Annotated in this window: 12 protein-coding genes; 8 read left to right on the plus strand and 4 right to left on the minus strand. The window is 74.5% G+C overall.

Features of this window, described 5'->3' with window-relative positions; genetic code table 11:
• The first annotated feature begins 44 nt into the window (after positions 1–44).
• A complete protein-coding gene (gene leuE / locus SACTE_RS20515) occupies positions 45–722 on the plus strand; it encodes a leucine efflux protein LeuE (RefSeq protein ID WP_014047923.1) in 678 nt (225 codons plus the stop codon).
• Between the two features lie 22 nt (positions 723–744).
• Here the strand turns inward: leuE and SACTE_RS20520 are convergent, their stop codons facing one another.
• Together SACTE_RS20520 and SACTE_RS20525 are read right to left on the minus strand one after the other, a co-directional pair.
• A complete protein-coding gene (locus SACTE_RS20520) occupies positions 745–1203 on the minus strand; it encodes a MarR family winged helix-turn-helix transcriptional regulator (protein ID WP_014047924.1) in 459 nt (152 codons plus the stop codon).
• 18 nt (positions 1204–1221) lie between these two features.
• Positions 1222–2646 (minus strand): FAD-dependent monooxygenase, encoded by a 1425-nt coding sequence (locus SACTE_RS20525; RefSeq protein ID WP_014047925.1) that lies wholly within the window; start codon positions 2644–2646, stop codon positions 1222–1224.
• Between the two features lie 38 nt (positions 2647–2684).
• Here SACTE_RS20525 and SACTE_RS20530 point away from each other — a divergent pair, with 38 nt between their 5' ends.
• The 6 genes from SACTE_RS20530 (at position 2685) to SACTE_RS20555 (ending at position 10679) form a co-directional block, all read left to right on the plus strand.
• Entirely contained in the window at positions 2685–3329 is a 645-nt protein-coding gene (locus SACTE_RS20530; RefSeq protein ID WP_014047926.1) for a TetR/AcrR family transcriptional regulator C-terminal domain-containing protein, read from the plus strand.
• A gap of 146 nt (positions 3330–3475) precedes the next feature.
• Positions 3476–4441 (plus strand): glycosyltransferase family 2 protein, encoded by a 966-nt coding sequence (locus SACTE_RS20535; RefSeq protein ID WP_026359192.1) that lies wholly within the window; start codon positions 3476–3478, stop codon positions 4439–4441.
• 3 nt (positions 4442–4444) lie between these two features.
• On the plus strand, positions 4445–5791 hold the full coding sequence (locus SACTE_RS20540) for a polysialyltransferase family glycosyltransferase (protein WP_014047928.1): 1347 nt from the start codon (positions 4445–4447) through the stop codon (positions 5789–5791).
• Positions 5792–5850: 59 nt separating this feature from the next.
• Positions 5851–7155, plus strand: coding sequence for a hypothetical protein (locus tag SACTE_RS20545; protein ID WP_014047929.1), 1305 nt, complete (start codon positions 5851–5853; stop codon positions 7153–7155).
• Positions 7152–9581: a polysaccharide pyruvyl transferase family protein gene (locus tag SACTE_RS20550; RefSeq protein WP_014047930.1), complete on the plus strand. Its 2430-nt coding sequence runs from the start codon at positions 7152–7154 to the stop codon at positions 9579–9581. The genes SACTE_RS20545 and SACTE_RS20550 overlap by 4 nt, the downstream gene beginning before the upstream one ends.
• Before the next feature lie 12 nt (positions 9582–9593).
• A complete protein-coding gene (locus SACTE_RS20555; RefSeq protein WP_026359193.1) occupies positions 9594–10679 on the plus strand; it encodes an acyltransferase in 1086 nt (361 codons plus the stop codon).
• A gap of 23 nt (positions 10680–10702) precedes the next feature.
• Here SACTE_RS20555 and SACTE_RS20560 read toward each other — a convergent pair whose 3' ends face one another.
• The gene (locus SACTE_RS20560; protein WP_014047932.1) at positions 10703–12040 is read right to left on the minus strand and encodes a polysialyltransferase family glycosyltransferase; all 1338 of its coding nucleotides are present in this window, start codon (positions 12038–12040) and stop codon (positions 10703–10705) included.
• Positions 12037–13020 (minus strand): glycosyltransferase family 2 protein, encoded by a 984-nt coding sequence (locus SACTE_RS20565; protein WP_014047933.1) that lies wholly within the window; start codon positions 13018–13020, stop codon positions 12037–12039. Before SACTE_RS20565 ends, SACTE_RS20560 begins: the two co-directional genes overlap by 4 nt.
• A gap of 208 nt (positions 13021–13228) precedes the next feature.
• Here SACTE_RS20565 and SACTE_RS20570 point away from each other — a divergent pair, with 208 nt between their 5' ends.
• Positions 13229–14620, plus strand: a complete 1392-nt coding sequence (locus tag SACTE_RS20570; protein ID WP_014047934.1) for a DUF6716 putative glycosyltransferase — start codon at positions 13229–13231, stop codon at positions 14618–14620.
• Positions 14621–14627: the final 7 nt, after the last annotated feature.

Here is a 14627-nt window from a genome sequence, read left to right on the forward strand (position 1 = left end):
GACCTCCCGGACGGCGGGCGTCGCCCGCGTGCCACACTCCCCCCATGCTGGGTGTCACCGATCTTCCGACCTATCTCGCCGGCCTGGTGCTCATCATTCTGCTGCCGGGGCCCAACTCGCTGTACGTGCTGTCCGTCGCCGCCCGGCGCGGAGTGCGTACCGGTTATGTGGCCGCGGCCGGGGTGTGGACCGGGGACACGGTGCTGATGACACTGTCCGCGCTGGGGGCCGCCTCGCTGCTCCAGACCACGCCGTTGCTGTTCGCCGTGGTCAAGTACGCCGGTGCGGGCTACCTGACCTGGCTGGCCGTCGGGATGCTGCGGGCCGCCGTGACGATGTGGCGTGAGCGCCACCGGCGGGTGGCCGAGCTGACGGAGGGCGACGGGGCGGGGGCCGTACCGGGGGCGGCACCGGGGGAGCGGGAGCGCCCCTACCGTCGGGCCCTGGTGGTCAGCCTGTTCAACCCGAAGGCCATCCTCTTCCTGATCTCCTTCTTCGTGCAGTTCGTCGACCCCGGATACGCCTATCCGGCGCTCTCCTTCCTGCTGCTGGGCACGCTGCTGCAGATCGGCAGCTTCCTGTACCTCTCGACGCTCATCTTCGGCGGCACCCGCCTGGCCACCGCCTTCCGCCGCCGCAAGCGGCTGTCGGCGGGGGCCACGTCGGCGGCGGGCGTGCTGTTCCTCGGGTTCGCGGCGAAGCTGACGTTCAGCAGCGTCTGAGCGGGACGGCAGGGCCCGGCTCTCAGTGGTGCCAGGCCTTGCCGCCCACGTTGTGGATCATCCGCTGGAGGACCTTGAGGGCGGCGACGAACTCCTCGTCGCGGATGCCCGTGTGGATCTCCGCGGTCGCCCGGCCCACCCGCTCGTACGCCTCGGTGCGCAGGGTGTGGCCCTCGGCGGTCAGCCGCAGGCGGCCGGCGGGGTCCTGGGTGACGTGCCCCTGGGCGATCAGGGTGTCGATCTCCGGTTCCAGCGTGTCCCCGACGTCCAGGTAGCCGCGGAGCGTCGCGACCACCTCGGCGCGCGGGCGGCCCGCATCGCCCGCCTCGACCAGTTGGTTGAGCACCCACCAGGGCGGCTGGGTCAGTCCGTGTTCGGCGAGGGCGGCGCGGATGTGGCCCACGGTCGCCACGTGGGCGGCCCAGCTCCAGTAGCCGATGGGCTGGCGGGCGAGTCCGGCGTCGTCATGTGAGTAGTCCATGCCCCGGACCGTAGGAGCTCAAGTGGACTTGAGGTCAAGGCCCATAGTGGCGGCGTACGCGTCGAGGCCGTGGGCGTCGGGGCCCGCCCAGCCGATGTAGCCGTCCGGCCGGACGAGGAACAGGCCGGTGCCGTAGGCCGCGCAGCCGTCCGCCCGGTGGGTGCGCAGCATGGCGTGGTCCGCGTAGGGGAGGGCGGTCCGCGGTCCGACGGCGAGCAGGGTGAAGTGGGGGCCCCGGAAGACGTCGAAGAGGCGGAGGCCGTCGCCCGCCGGGCCGTCGGGGGCCCGGTCGCCGGCGTGCAGCAGGCCCGCCCGGCCGTGCGACAGAGGGCCTTCGCGGTAGCCGAGGCCCAACTGCTGGGTGGCGGCGCCGCGTTCCTGTTCGCCCCGGTGGATCCGGGTCGACAGGCCGAGCATGGCGGCGGCCACGGGGCGCCGTTCCTGCTCGTAGCTGTCCAGCAGGGTGCCGGGCGCTTCGTGCAGCAGTACCTGGCCGAGCTTCCAGCCCAGGTTGTACGCGTCCTGGACGCTGGTGTTGAGGCCCTGGCCGCCGGCCGGGGAGTGGACGTGCGCGGCGTCGCCCGTGAGCAGGACCCGGCCCGCGCGGAAGCGGTCGGCCAGTGCGGCGCGCGGCCGGAAGTCGGAGGACCAGCGCACCTCGGTGACGTCCTGGGCGGCCAGATGGGTGCGGGCGCCGACCAGCTCCCGTACGCCCTCGGGTGTGGTGTCGGGCGCGCCGTCCTTGAACTGGGCGACCAGCTGGAAGTCCGCCGTGCCGGGCAGCGGGCACAGCGTGGTGAAGCCGGCGTCGCCCATGAAGAAGTGCCAGTTCAGCCGGTCCAGTGCGGACTCGGTGATCCGGACGTCGGCGACCAGCACGGGGGCGGGGTCGACGGTCTCCCCTTCCATCGGGATGCCGAGCGCGCGGCGGACCGTGGAGCGCCCGCCGTCGGCCGCGACCAGGTACGACGCCCTGACCGGTCCGGTCGTCAGCTGCGCGGTGACCCCGTCGGTGTCCTGGGCCAGGTCCGTCAGGGCGGCCGAGAAGAGGACGTCGCCGCCCAGCTCGCGCAGCCGGGCGAAGAGGATCTCCTGGGTCCGCCACTGGGGCATCAGCCAGGGTTCGCCGTACGGCTCGGCCTCCGTCGGCGCGGCCCGCCGGAACATGTCGTAGGTGCCTTTGCGCTCGCCGTCCTCCCAGGTCATGCCGATGGGCGCGGGGCCGCCGTACGCCCGCACCGCGTCGCCCACCCCCAGGTCGTCCAGGACCTCCCGGGTGCGCGGCTGGATGCCCTTGCCGCGTGAGCCCGGGAAGAGCGCGGGTGCCTGTTCGACGACCTGTGCGGGGACCCCGCGGCGGGCCAGGTCGCAGGCGAGCGCCAGGCCGCTGGGGCCCGCGCCGACGATCAGCACCCCGGTTTCCTTAACGTTGTTAAGTTCCATGGCGGCGAGTGTGTGCTTAACGCTGTTAAATTGTCAAGGTGGGAACGACGAAGATCGACCGGGCGCGCGTCGCCGACACCGCCCTCCGGCTGCTGAACGAGGTGGGCCTCGACGGGCTGACCCTGCGCGCCATCGCCAGGGAGCTGGACGTCAAGGCGCCCGCCCTGTACTGGCACTTCAAGGACAAGCAGGAACTGCTCGACGAGATGGCGACGGTGATGTACCGCCGGATGCTCGACGAGGAGCCGCCCGCCCCCGTCCCCGCCCGCTGGCAGGACCAGCTCGTCTCCTACCAGTGCGTGCTGCGCCGCACGCTGCTGCGCTACCGCGACGGGGCGAAGGTCTACAGCGGGGCGCGCTTCACCGGGACCGATCACGCCCCCGGCCTGGAAGCCCATCTGCGCACGATGATCGACGCGGGGTTCGACCTGCGGCAGGCCGTGCGCGCGGGCACCACGGCGAACGCGTACACGATGGGCTTCGTCACCGAGGAGCAGGGCGTCCGGCCGATGCCGGACGAGCGGCGCGAGGGGTACGACATCGCCGAGCGGGCCGCGCGCATGGAGCGCTATCCGCTGGTCGCGGCGGCCGGGCCGGAGATCTTCAGCGGATACGACGAGCGCTTCGAGGACGGCCTGTGGATCCTCGTCGCGGGCATCGAGGCGCGGTACGGGGTGGCGTGAGCCCGCACCCGTGACGGGGACGGCGGGGGCCCCGGGCCCGGTCACCCGGTGGACGCCCAGAGTTCACCGGGCGGCGGGCCCAAGGACACCCGCGCCCCGGGGGGACTCACTAGCGTGTGCGGACCGAGAGCGAAGGTGAGTCCCGCGTGCCCCAACTGTCCGTCGTCGTACCGTTCCACAATGTCGCGGCCTTCGCCGGCACCGCGCTCGGCAGCCTGGCCCGCAACGCGGGCCCCGACGTGGAGTTCCTGCTGGTCGACGACTGCTCCACGGACGAGACGCCGTCCGTCGTCGACCACTGGGCCGACCGGCTCCCGCAGGCCGAGGTCATCCGGCACACCACCAACGTGGGCATCGCCGCCGCCCGCAACAGCGGGATCGACGCGGCCCGCGGCGACTACGTCACCTTCCTCGACGGCGACGACTGGTACGCCCCCGGCCATCTGGCCCGGCTGCTGCACGCCGCGCGGGAACTGGACTGCGACTTCGCCCGCACCGACCACGTCCAGTCCACCGGCACCAGCCGCGTGGTGCGCCAGGCCCCCGCGCCGCTGCGGAACACGGTGCTCGATCCCCGCGCGGGGATAGCGGTCCCCGAGCGGGAGACCATGGTCGACTACCCGTTCGTCTGGGCGGGGATCTACCACCGGCGCCTCTTCGAGGACGGCGCGCTGCGCTTCGCCACCGACCTGCGCACCGCCGAGGACCGGCTGTTCGTCTGGCGGATGCACCTGCACGCCCGCACCTACGCGGCCCTCAACCTGCACGGGGTCTTCTACCGGCGTGGGGTGGCCACCTCCCTCACCCAGATCAAGGACGCGCGGCAGCTGGACTTCTTCCCCGCCTACGACACGCTGCTGGAGGAGATCGGACAGGACCGGGACGCGGAACTCCTGCTGCCCAAGGCGGTCCGTACGTACTGCGCGATGATCGCGTTCCACAACGAGAAGGCCGACGTCTACGAACCGGCCACCGCCAAGCGGCTGCGCCACGAGTCGGCCACCGCTCTGCACCGCATGCCGCAACCGGTGCTGGAGAAGACCCTGACCATGATGGACAGCAAGCGCGGCACCCTGCTCCGGCGCCTGCACGACAAGCAGAAGGCCGCCTGACCCATGACGCTGCGCACCCAGATCTTCCAGGTCTCCACCCTGTACGGGGCGGCCACCGTCGCCGCCGCGCTGGACGCGGGCCACTTCGGGCCCGGCCGGGACAGCCACCGCATCCTGCTCGTCTCCAACAACGCCGAAGTGCCCGAGACCGCCCTCCGCATGGAGGAGATGCGCGGATACGGCGGAATCGCCGCCCGCTTCGACGCGGTCGTCGACTGGAACGAGGCGATCAGCCCGCACCACCCCAGCGGCTGGGGCCCGCGCGCCGAGGAGACCGTGCTGTGGCAGCGCGCCTTCCGGCTGGCCTGGGGCATCGGCCCCGACTCCCCGGTCGACCTGGCCGTGGAGTCCATCCAGGTCAACCCGGCCCGCGCACTGGCCGCGATCTTCTCGGAGAGCGCCCTGCACGTCTACGCCGACGGCCTGATGAGCTACGGCCCCACCCGCAACAAGGTCCCCGCCTCGATCGCCTGCCGCATCCAGCGGGTGCTGCACCTGGACCTCGTGCCGGGGCTGAAGCCGCTGCTCCTCGCCGAGGCCGGGGTCGCACCCGAACTCGTCCCGGACGACGCCTTCCGCAAGGTCCTCGGCGAGATCGCCCGGGCCGCCGACGGCGACCCCCGGCTCGCCGAGGCCGAGGAAGAGGCCCCCACGGCCGTCCTGCTCGGGCAGTACCTCGCGGCGCTGGACATCCTCACCGCCGAGGAGGAGGAGGACCTGCACGTGCGCATGCTGCGCGGCGCCGCGCGGGCCGGCCACACCTCCCTCCTCTTCAAGCCGCACCCCACCGCACCGGCGCGCTACTCCCGGGCACTGGACGACGCCGCCGCCGAGGCCGGGGTCCGGCTGACCACGCTGGACAGCCCGCTGCTCGCCGAGACGCTGTACGAGCGGTGTGCGCCCACCCTGGTCGTCGGCTGCTTCTCGACCGCGATGTTCACCGCCGCCGTGTACTACGGCATCCCCGTCGCCCGGGTCGGGACCCGCCTCGTGCTGGACCGCATCACCCCGTACGAGAACAGCAACCGCGTCCCGCTCACCATCGTCGACCACCTCGTGCCCGACCTGGACCAGCAGGGCGACGGGCCCGTCCCGGCGCTGCCCGGCACCGCGCCCGGCACCCTCGCGCCGCTGGTGGGGACGGTCGGCTACTGCATGCAGTCCGGGCTCAACCCGGGGCTGCGCCCGCAGGCCGAGGCATGGCTGCGCGCCCACCTGGACGCCTCCACCCAGCACTACTTCAAGCGCCGCCGCCTCCAGAAGCTCCTGCTTCCCGGCGCCGGACCACGCGGAGCGGCCGTACGCCTGCGCCGCACCGTGCGGCGTACGCGCAGCAGCCTCGGACTCTGACCCCGGACCCGGGGCGCGGGCCCCGGACGGTCCCCGATCACGGAACGGCGGAATCGACCATGGGCCAGACCTTCACGGGCCTGCTCAAGGCTGTACGGACCAGAGCCACTTCGGCGGGCGGCACGGGACAGGCGCCGGCCGCGCCCGCCCTGCTGCGGCTGTGCGGCGACCACCTGGCGGCCCTCGCCGCGGCCGGTCCGATCGAGGACACCGGGACCACCCGCCTGGTCGCCTCCCTCGGCACGCTGACCACGGCGTGCGCTCCCGGTGCGGAGGGGCTGTTCGACGCGGTGCTGCGGGCCGGCCGGGACGCCCTGGAAGCCGGCGGGGAGGACCGGGCCCGCTTCGCACTCGCCCTCGCCGTGGAGGCGACCGGGATGCGCGAGCGGTCCAAGGGCGCGTGGCGGCTGCGCGGGCAGGCACTGGACGCGCTCGGCCGCAGGGACGAGGCCGTGCGCATGTACGAGCGCCACCTGACGCTCCAGCAGGACGAGGCGGCGGCACGCGAGATCACCCGCCGGATCGAGACCCTGCGGGAACTGGGCGCCCTGCTGGACGGCGCCGCCGCACTCGTGCCCGAAGCCGAGGACGCCGCCCGGCTGCGGGCCCTGCACGACGCACCGGCCGACCGGGCGCGGGCCGGCTTCGCCGACGTCGTACGGCGCCGGACCGCCGCGGGCGGCGTGGGACTGGCCGACCCCGAGGTGCGGAGGCTGACCGCCTCGTACGCCGCCTTCCGCCGGCTGCTGGACCGGGACCGGATGGCCGACCCGCTGCCGGCCGGCGCCGGGCCGGTCGGGGCGCCGGGCCTGCGCCGGCTGATCCAGGGCCGCTCGGTCTGCGTGGTGGCCGGCGCGCCGCGGATCGCCGAGGAGGAAAGGGCGCCCGGCAGCGCGCTCGCCCGGCGCATCGACGGCTACGACCTGGTGGTGCGCTGCGACGGCCCGCACGGCGGCACGGGCCCGCGCACCGATCTGCACGCCGTCACGCTGCGCGGGGACCCACCGTGGACCGGGCCCGCCTGGGGGCGGCGCGCGGGCGTCCGCCTGGTCTTCGGCGACCCGCTCGCCGACTGGCGCCGCGCCCTGCGTACGCGGCTCGTGCCGGGCGCCCAGGACCACATCGGCGACGCCTCGCTGCGCCGTCCGCTGACCGACCCCGCGCTGCTCGGTGAGGACGGCTGGGGCGGCCGCACCACCACCGCCTTCACCGTGCTGCGGCTGCTGCACTTCCTGGACGCCGCCGACCGCCTGGACCTCATCGGCTTCACGCCGCCGGGCCGGCTGCCGCCCCGGGAACAGGCCTGGGTCACGGCCCACACGGCCCACGAGGACGCCACCGAGCTGAGGACCGAACTGCGTTGAACGCCGCCGACAGCCCCGCCCCGGACCCCGTCGGACCGGTCGGCACCCCCGCCCCGCACCCCGCCGGCCCGGGCGGCACCGCGAACAGCGACGACCGGCGCGCGGTCACCGGCCGGCGGCGGATCGCCTTCGCCACCCGGGTCGACGCCGGTACGCTGCCCGGTCTGCCGGTCCTGCTGCGCAGCCTCGCCCTGACCAACCCCGAGGTCTGCGAGGACTTCCTCGTCCTGCACCCCGGGCTGCCCGACACCGCGTTCGACGCGGCCCGGCGGCTGCATCCCCGGCTGCTCCCGCGCGAAGCCACGGGCCCCCTCGGGGCCCGGTGGGCGCTGTCGGCGAAGGACTACGACACGGTGATCGTGCTCGATCCCGGCATGGTCGTACTCGGCCCGCTGGGACCGCTGCTCCGGCTGCGCACCGGGGTGGCGGCCGTGCCGCAGCCCGGCCCCGACGGCCGGCGCTTTGTGCGCGACGACGGGCTGCTGGTGATCCAGCGCCAGGATGTCCGGGACACCCCCCTCGGCGCCCCGGGCACCGCCGGTGACGGATGGGCCCGGCACCTGGGGCCGGACCTGCTCGTCCCGCTCGACTCCCGGTACGACTTCCTCGTCTCCCGGCTGTACGACGACACCCCGGTGCCCGCCTCCACCGTCGTCCTGCACTTCACGGACACCGGCGCGGAAACCGGCAGGGCCGGCCACGCCCCGGCGTACGAGGCCCGGGACCGTTACGCGCTGGACGACGAGGAGTTCCGTACCGCGTACTGCGCCCTGCCCGGCGCCAAGCACCCGGAACTGCTCCTGCACTGCGCCCTCCCGCTGCTCGACGCCCACCGCGCCTCGGTGGACCTGGTGCGTCAGGTGGCCGAGGTCCACCGCACCCAGGGCCGCCACGAGGAGGCCGTCACCCTGCTGACCGCCGCCGTCGCGGACCGGCCCGATCTGCCCCGCTGCCACGAGACGCTGGGCATCTGCCTGATGGCCCTGTCCCGCTACGAGGAGGCCGAGGCGCACCTGCTGCTGGCCACCGTGTCGCCGGACTTCGCCGCCCGCGCCTACGGCCAACTCGCCCGGCTGGCCTGGCTGCTCGGCCGTACCGAGGACGCGCACCGGTACGCGCGCGACGGCCTGGACGCGGACCCGTCCGACACCAACTGCCACGCCTGGTACGTGCGTACCAGGCCCGTGGCGGCGGCGGCCCGGCAGACCACCGGGCCCGAGCCGGGCGACCAGCTCGCCCACGTCGCGCTGTTCGCCGACGGCCAGGAGAACGCGGGCGACAAGGTGCTCCCCGAGGCCGTACGGATGTGCTTCGCCACCGGCACCGGACCGGACCTCTGGCACACGCGCTCGGTGCACCGGCTGGTGGACGAGGACGGCCTGGCCGAGCTGAACGCCCGACGGGGCGTGGTCGTCGGCGGCGGCGGGCTGTTCCTGCCGGACACCGCCCCCAACGGCAACAGCGGCTGGCAGTGGAACATCCCGGACGAGCTGCTGCGCGGGATCACCGTCCCGCTGGCGGTGTTCGCCGTCGGCTACAACGTCTTCGACGGGCAGCGCTACCGCCGGGAGAGATTCGCGCGGAGCCTGCGCGTGCTGGTCGAACGGTCCGCCTTCTTCGGGCTGCGCAACCAGGGGTCCGTCGCCCGGGTCAGGGAGCTCCTGCCCGCCGCCCTGCGCGACCGGGTCCGCTACCAGCCCTGCCCCACCACTGTCGCCCGCCACCTCGACGCGGACTGGACGGACCCGGTGACACGCGAGGACACCGTGCTGGTCAACTGCGCCTACGACCGGGCCAATCTGCGCTTCGGACACGACTACGGCCACTTCCTCGCGGAGATGGACACCGCCCTGCGCGTCCTGGGCGAACGGGCCGAGGTCCGGTACGCCGCCCACATGCCGGCGGACGAACGCTTCGTCCACGACCTGCGCCGCGAGCACGGCACCTCGCTGCCGGTGGAACCGCTCCACCTCCGGACCAACGACGAGATCCGCGACCTCTACCGGCGCACCCGGCTGGTGATCGGGATGCGGGGGCACGCCGGGATGATTCCCTTCGGCTGCGGCACCCCGGTCATCAGCCTGGTCTCGCACCCCAAACTCGCCTACTTCCTCGCCGATCTGGACCGCCCCGACTGGGGGGTGTCCGTCCACGACCGGGCGCTCGGCGCACGGCTCACCGAGCGGGCCGCGGCGGTGCTGGACGACCACGCGGCGGCGGTGGCCGACGTGCGCGGACGGCAGGACCTGCTGTGGGAGGTCACCCGGGCCAACCTCGCCGAGCTGCGCCCGGTCTTCGGCCTGCCGCTTCCCGGGACCCGGATCCCCGGCCCCCGGACCGGCGGCACGGGATCTTCACCGTCCGGGCGCCCCGGTGAACCGAGTGTTCATCCGCAGGGAGTTCACCGGCCGTCGGAGCGTTCGTAGCCTGCGATGACCATGCCTTCCTCCGCCTCGCCCGCCCCCGCCGCCGCGTCCGCCGAGCCCCTCGCCCCGGCCCCGCCCCGGCGGGAACACCGGTACGACATCGACCTGATCCGGCTGCTCTGCTCCGTCGGCGTGATCCTCTGCCACACGGGCTCGGCGTTCGTGAACACGGCGAACCGCACCCCGGCGGACGGCCCGGCTGTCTACTGGGCCGGTCTGGTGGCCGACTCGGCGGGCCGCTTCGCCGTCCCGCTCTTCTTCGCCATCGCGGGCTGGGTGGTCCTGGTCGGCGCCCCGCCCAAGGACGGCGCCCGGCTGCGGCAGCGCGTCGTGCGGATCGTCGTGCCGCTCGCGGTGTGGACGGCGGCCTACCTGGTGTGGGGCCGCCTGCGCGGCACCGACGACGGCCCGGCCGGCGAGCTGGCCCTCGACGCCGTGTTCGCCTCGGTCCGGCCCGCCTACCACCTCTGGTACCTCTACGCCTACGTCCCCGTGATCATGCTCCTGGCCTTCGTCGTGCTGGTCAGGGCGGGCAGACGCCCCTGGGGCGTGGGCGCGGTCCTGCTGGTCCTGGCGGCGGCCCCGTCGCTCCTCGGCGACCTGGCCGACGTCACCGGCCGTGAACTCCCGCGCTTCGGCTGGACCTTCGGTCCGTACCAGCTGATCTACGCGGTGCTCGGGGCGCTGCTCCTCGCCGCGCCGGCCGGTACGTTCGGGCGGAGGCGTCCGCCGTGGGTGCTGCTCGCCGCGGCGGGCCTGGCGGCGGTGGTCGTCCACCAGCACGAGGTGCACTACGCGATCCCCTACGCCCACGTGCTCGTGGCGCTGTTCAGCTTCGGCGTCCTGGCCGCCCTGCACGGGCTGCGGGTCCCGGAGCGCCTGCGCCCCGCCCTGACGCGGCTGGCCGACGCGTCGTTCGGGGCGTACCTGGTGCACGTGCTGGTCCTCGGCGTCCTCACGGACGCCCTCGTCTCGGCCGACCTGGGCCGCGCGGCCGCCGCCGCCCTCGTCGTCGGGGTGGCGACGGCCACGACGCTGCTGTCCTTCGGCGCCGCCCTGCTCTGGCGCCGGGCCGGGGCGGGGCGGTTCCTCGGCTGACGGCGGGCCCTCGCGGCGCGGTATCAACGGCGGGCGCGGTCCCTGAGCGCACGCGCGCGGCGGGCCACCCGGCGTACGGCCGTGTTGCGGCGGAGAAAGGCGAGCCTGGCGGGCACCACCCCGGGAAGGGCGAGCGAGGCCAGACGGCGGCGCTTGAAGTAACGCCAGGTGTGGCCGTCCAGGTGCGCGGCGAGATAGCGCTCGGCCGCAGGCCGCAGGTCCCGGCCGGTCTTCGGCCGCATCGCGAAACCGACGGCCGACACCAGCCCGCTCAGCTCCGTCGCCGCGCGCCCCGTCCGGCCGGCGACCGCCGAGGCGTCGTCCAGCCGGGGCAGCAGGGCGTCGACGAGCGTGACCGGTATCCGCTCCTCGTGCTCGTACGGGGTGAGGCGCTCCAGGAGCGTCCCGGTCCCGGCCGTCGCCACGGGCAGGCGGTGGAACGCGGCTGCGCTCAGCAGCGCCGCCGAGGAGCAGCCGACGACCAGGGCGGGCCGCAGCCGCCGGAAGAGGACCTCGGCCGCGACGGGCACCGAGGCGTCCAGCACCGTGAGGCCGACGCCCAGCCGGGCCGCCTCGGCGGTCAGTGCCGCACCGTTCCCCGCCGGGTCCCAGGGGTGCGGCGCGAACACCAGCCGGGTGTGGCCCAGTGCCGCCGCACCGCGCACCATCTCCAGGCGCAGCTCCCGTTCCTCTGCCGGGGAGAGGAGTCCGGACGCGGCGAGGGCCTGCCCGAGCAGCAGCGCGGGCGCCTCGACGTCCGGCAGATCGAGGGGCGCACCGGCCAGCTCCGCGACCACAGCGCCGATCGCCTCGTCCGGCACGGCCCGCGGCTCCACCCCGTACTCGGCCAGCAGCAGCGGCCGCAGACCGGGCACCAGGTCCGGATGGAACAGCCGGCGAACCCGGGTGCCGGTCAGCGGGGGCACCTTGCCGTTGGTCGGCCCGTAGCAGCCCGGCCCGTCGGCGTACACATCGACCGGGACGCCGGTGAAGACCTGGGCGAGCGCCTGGGACGGGCCCGCGTGCGGGGACTCCAGCACCAGCTCCACGCCGTCGTCCCCGAGGCCCCAGGCCCGCCGGAAGTGGCGCTCCCAGAGCGGGACGTCGTCGGCACGGGGCTGCCACCCGGAGGGATGGAAGGGGGCGACGGCGTCGTTCCACGAGAACACCTCGTCGAAGCGGGTCCGCAGCCGCTCGAAGCCGGAGCTCTCCGCCGTGCCCGGCACGGCCTCCGGGGCGGGGGCGCCGTCGCAGAGCAGCAGGACGGTACGGTCCGCGCGGGGCAGGCAGCCGGCGTCGAGTGCGGCGGCGAGCGTCACCGTCCCGGCGAGGGAGGACGCGAGAAGGATCCGGGTGGTCACGCGGCGGCCGTCCTCTTCGTGAGGACGGCTCGGCGGCGCAGCCCGCGCACCCGGCTCGCCCGCTGTACGTCCATGGAGTCGAGGGCCTCGTCCAGCAGCCGCTGGGGCAGGCGTCCCAGGGCCGCCGCGCCGCGGGACCGCAGCTCGCGTGCCACGGCCGGTTCGAACGCGTCGACGGCGCCCAGGTGATGGGCGATGACGGCGCAGTAGGTGCGTACGGCCTTGGGCAGCAGCAGGTCCGCGTCGCGGTCCGCGGCCGTGTCCGTGACGACCTGGTCGTACGCCCGGAGGAAGTCGAGCCGGCGCACATCGCCGATCTGGGTGAGCGAGGTGGCCACCCCCCGCCGGTAGAAGTGGCTCAGCAGCCCCAGCACGGCGAAGGACTCCGCCTCACGGTGCAGCCGCCAGATCCACGGCCGGTCCTCGGCGGTGCGCAGCCCGTCGGTGAAGTGCAGCAGCCCCCGGTCCAGGAGGCGGCGGTGGTACAGCCCCGCCCAGGCGAACGCGTAGTCCACCGAGGTGGTGCGCGTGGCCGGCAGGATGGCGTCCCGGGGGTCGCCCACGACCCCGCGCGGACCGTGCGGAACCCGCCGGACCGTCCGCGCCCTGCCGTTCGCCCGGACATGGTCCGTGCGGACGAAGTCGCAGCCCAGCGCCTCGGTCAGGGCCAGCAGCCGGGCGTAGTGCCCGGGGGCGACCCAGTCGTCGCCGTCCAGGAAGGCGATGTACCGGCCGCGTGCGGCGTCCAGACCCGTGTTGCGCGCGGTCGCCAGACCGCCGTTGGTCTCGTGCCGGCGCAGCACCGCCCCGGGGAGCTCGTCCTCGGCCCGGCGCAGCAGTCGGGCCGTCCCGTCGGTCGAACAGTCGTCGACGAGGATGAATTCGAAATCCTCCCGGGCATTGGCCCGCAGGCTTCTCAGGGTGTCGGACGCATAGGCCCGCACGTTGTAGAACGGCACGATGACGGAGAGCTTGACCACGCACCTCACGCTAGGCGCGCGCCCGGCCCTTTCCTTTTCCTGAACGGGTACGGCAGGTGAACGGTGGGGAGCGGGCGGGTGAATCGGTGCGCACGGCGGGCCTTTCACGGCGGCACGCCGACCGATTCCCCGTCCGTCGGCTGGCTGTTAACCATTTGTTGCCGTCGCGTTGGGCCGCGCATCGAAATGGCTTCCTAACTTCTAGGACGTGCCCCCACGTACCAGCAATGCGGCCGATCAGGCCCCCGTCCCCGCCTCGCCCCCGAGCGCCCTGCGGGTCGCCGTCCTCGCCGACTCCGACACCCGGTGGAAGTGGGGCGCGCTCACCGCGCGCCGCCTGACCGCCCCGGGCGCCGGGTCCGGCGAGGACGGCGCCCGCCCGGTCGAGGTCAGCGGACTGCTGCTGCGGGGCCGGGCCACCCCCACCCCCCGGCAGCTCGCCGAGGTCGGCGAGGTCGGTGTGGACGCCGGCCGGGTGCGCGAGGTGACCGCCGTCGAGTTCCTGCACGCCGTACGGGACGAGGGGTACGACGTCGTCGTCCTCGCCCTCGTCGGCGGCGCCGTCCAGGCGATGCTGCACGGCCTGGCCGCGCTCCGCCTGCCCCGCAGGCCCGTCCTCGTCACCGGTTACGTCGGCGTCGTCTACGAGAAGCTCGCCGACGGGCTGCTCCTGCGGCACGGCGCGGACGTCGTCCTCGCCAACTCCCGCCACGACGCGGAACGTTTCCGCGCGGTGTACGAGGGTGTCGGCGCCGACGCGTCGGCCGTCACCGAGGCCGCCCTGCCGTTCCTCGGCGGCGAGCCGTACCGCCCCGAGGAAGGCCGCGACACGGTCGTCTTCGCCGCCCAGCCGTCCGTGCCGGCATCCCGCGCCGACCGCACCTACCTGCTGCGCAGGCTCGTCGAGCACGCCCGGCTCCACCCGGACCGCGAGGTGCTGCTCAAGCTGCGCTCCAAGCCGGGCGAGCACACCACCCACATCGAGGAACTGCCCTACCAGCGCCTCGCCGAGCGCCTCCCGGGCGGCCTGCCGCCCAACTTCCGCCTCGTGTACGGGCACATGGGCGAGGTCTTGGACCGCACCGACCTGCTGGTCACGGTCTCCTCGACGGCCGCCCTGGAGTCCCTGCACCGCCGCATCCCGACGGCGGTCCTCTCCGACCTCGGCGTACGCGAAGCCCTCGGCAACCACCACTTCGTCGGATCGGGCCTGATCACCTCCTGGGACCGGCTCGACGACGGGCACCGCCCGCACCCCGACGAGGAGTGGCTGTCCGGCCAGGGCGTCGCCGCCGACGGCGCGTACGCCACCGCCTACGACACCGCACGCGCCCGGGTCGGCGCACTGCTCGCGGCCGGCGCCCTCCCCGCCGTCGCGCCGTACTACACGCCCGCCTCGGCCCCCGGATACCTGCCCGGCATCCTCGCCCGCCACCACCTGGCCCCCGACGGCCACCCGCTGCCCGGCGCCGTGGCGCCCAAGGAGCCCGGCCGGGTCAGGGGAGCGGTCCGCGAGACCGTCCGCAACGCCGCACGCGGCGCCTACCGGCACGGCGTCCAGCGCGTCGCCCCGGTGATCCGCCGGATGGGGGAGCTGTGACCACCAC

The sequence above is a fragment of the Streptomyces sp. SirexAA-E genome (assembly GCF_000177195.2).
GTDB lineage: Bacteria > Actinomycetota > Actinomycetes > Streptomycetales > Streptomycetaceae > Streptomyces > Streptomyces flavovirens.